Here is a 2,598-nt window from a genome sequence, read left to right as displayed (position 1 = left end):
CGGCCCCCCCCGCGCCCCGCCCCGCCCGCGACCTGCCCCCGCGTCACGGCTGCTGACGGAGCCCGATGACGTTGCCGTCGCTGTCCTTGACGGAGGCGACCAGCAGGCCGCCGCCGACGTCGTGCGGCTCCTCGTGCACCTCGGCACCGGCGGCGAGCAGCGCCTGGTGCGCCGCCGCGATGTCGGGCACGTCGCGGAAGCAGACCGGCCCCGAGCTGTTGGTGCGGCCGTCGGGGACGAGACCGATCTGCTGGCCCTCGAGCTCGTAGCCGACGTAGTACGGCGTGTCCGTCGTCGGCCCGACGCCGAGGTAGGTGCCGAACAGCTCCTTGGCCCGGGCCAGGTCCTCGACGTGGTAGATGATCACGGTGATGCCGCTGCTCATGACGTGGGTCCTCCTGCGTGTCGGGGTGGTGCCGCGGCGCCCGCGCGGGCCCCGCCGGTGATCCCACGGTAGGCGCGGGCCACGGCGGCCGCTTCTCCCGGACCGCTCGGCCCCCGGAGACACACCGGGCCCGCCCTGCCGGAGGGACAGGGCGGGCCCGGTGGTGGCCGGCCGCGGCGGGGGATTCCGCGGCCGGCCCGGGAGGATGGCTCAGGGGGTGATCAGTCGGTGCAGACGGTGCCGGCGGAAGGCAGCGCGAGGGTGGTCAGATAGCGGTTGGTGGCGGCCTGGACGCACGGGGACAGCAGGAACATGCTGTAGTCGTCACCCTCCCGGCCGAGCACGACGCTGCCGGGAAGCTGCGCGGCCATTGCCGCACCCGACTGGAACGGCGCCAGGGCCTGGTGGGTGGACTGCACGACCAGCGCGGGCGGCGCGCCCTTGACCGGGGCGCCCGCTCCGACCGGCGTGGCCGCGGTCGGCCAGCCGAGGCAGCCGGTCACGGCCTTGTAGAGGCGCACGGCGCCACCGAGGTGCGGCGACACCTTGGCGAGGTCCTGCTGGAGCCTGGCGAGCTCGGCGAAGCTGTTCACCGGGCGCGGGGTGTCCAGACAGGCAGGGACCTGGACCTGGACCTGGGCCGGGTCCAGGGTGTCGTCCGGGTCGTGCGTGAAGGCGCCGGCGTTGCCGCCCTGGGCCGCCACGATCGCCTTCGCCAGCTCCGGCCAGGCGAGGCCCGACAGGGTCAGGAAGTCCTGGGTGGCCTCACGGATGTCCTCGCCGGTCAACGGCTGGTGGGCCGCGCTCCCGGTCGGGACAGGCGTACGGTCGGCCCGGGCGACCAGCGCGTCGTACTCGGCCGCGGCGTCCTTGCCGTGCAGCGCGCAGTCGTTCGACGCGGCGCACCAGGCCGCGAAGCGGTCGAAGGCCGCCTCTGCGGTGGTGGCCTCCGCGGTGATCCGCTGCACCGGTGAGGCGGTGTCGTCCAGTGCGGTGTCGAGGACCATGCTGCGCAGCCGGCCCGGGTACAGGTTGGCGTAGGTGCGCCCGAGGAGCGTGCTGTAGTGGATCCCGTACCAGTTCAGCTGCTGCTCGCCCAGACCGGTCCGCACCGCCTCGAAGTCCCGTGCGGTGCTGGTGAGATCGACGTGCGCGGGGAGCTTGCCGTTGCGCCGCAGACAGTCGTCGGCGACGGCCCGGTTGTTGGACACCAGGGCGTCGAACGCGGCCTGGTCCTTGGGGAAGTGGCTGACCCCGGCGGGCTTGAGCGGTCCGTCGCACAGGATCGGCGTGCTGTGCCCGACGCCGCGCGGGTCCACCGCGACCAGGTCGAACTTCTGCGTCATGTCCCCGGCGAACTTCGGCAGTCCGATGTGCATCGCCAGCCGCAGCTGCTCGATCGACGAGCCGCCGGCGCCGTCGTTGAGCAGCAGGGTGCCCGCGCGGTGCGCCCGGTCGTCGGCGGGGCGGCGGACCAGGGCGAGGGTGAGGGTGTCACCTCCGGGGTGCGCCCAGTCCACCGGCACGCGGATCGATCCGCACTGCATCTGCTGGAAGTCGGCGTCGGTGCAGGCGTGCCAGTCGATGGCCGCGGGGGGCCGGTGGCCGGAGTCCGAGCCGTCGGCGAGTGCCGGTACGACGGCGGCGGCGGCGAGCGCCACGAGGGCGACGGCGGTCAGGCTGTGCTTCATGTCGGGGTGTCCTTGGTCGTGTGCCCGGCCGGTGGGGGGCCGGGCGGTGTTCAGGTGCTGCGGCTGCTGCTGCGGGGCCGGTGCACCGTTCATGGGGTACACAGTGCTGGCGGCCGGTGTCCGTTTTCCAGGCCGTCCGGACGCGGGGACTGTCCACTCCTGTCCGCACCCGTCCACCCGGACCCGTCCGGGTCTCCACCGTCGCCCGGGTCCGTGCAGCCAGGGCCGCTATCGGTGATCGTTCGTCAAGTGGCGTACAGATCAAGCCATTTGATTCATAATCGACTGTGTTGCCATGAGCCGTCCGGGCCGTTGTCCGCCGGGCCGGCCGGGGCGGGGTGACGGCAGGGGGATGAGTGTGGTGACGGATCCGGTGGTGTCCGCCGAGGCCGGCCGGGTGGTCCCGGCGCTGCTGTACGGGCGGCGACGGCAGCTCGCGCGGGACCTGGCGCGGAGCGTGGTGCAGGAGGTGGCCGACAAGGAGCTGCCGCTGTTCGAGCGGCGGGCCCGGGACCACCTCCA

General features: G+C 73.6%; 2 protein-coding genes. Both read right to left on the bottom strand.

What is annotated here, in order from left to right; translation table 11 throughout:
- Window positions 1-43: 43 nt before the first annotated feature.
- Window positions 44-385 (bottom strand): VOC family protein, encoded by a 342-nt coding sequence (locus AA75_RS44300; RefSeq protein ID WP_033826247.1) that lies wholly within the window; start codon window positions 383-385, stop codon window positions 44-46.
- Window positions 386-606: 221 nt separating this feature from the next.
- The gene (locus tag AA75_RS44295) at window positions 607-2,169 is read right to left on the bottom strand and encodes an alpha/beta fold hydrolase (protein WP_233289472.1); all 1,563 of its coding nucleotides are present in this window, start codon (window positions 2,167-2,169) and stop codon (window positions 607-609) included.
- Between the last annotated feature and the right edge of the window lie 429 nt (window positions 2,170-2,598).

The sequence above is a fragment of the Kitasatospora sp. MBT63 genome, assembly GCF_000710465.2.
In the GTDB taxonomy this organism is placed as follows: domain Bacteria; phylum Actinomycetota; class Actinomycetes; order Streptomycetales; family Streptomycetaceae; genus Kitasatospora.
Note: the sequence above shows the minus strand (reverse complement) of the source record. Positions and strands in the feature narration are given on the sequence as shown.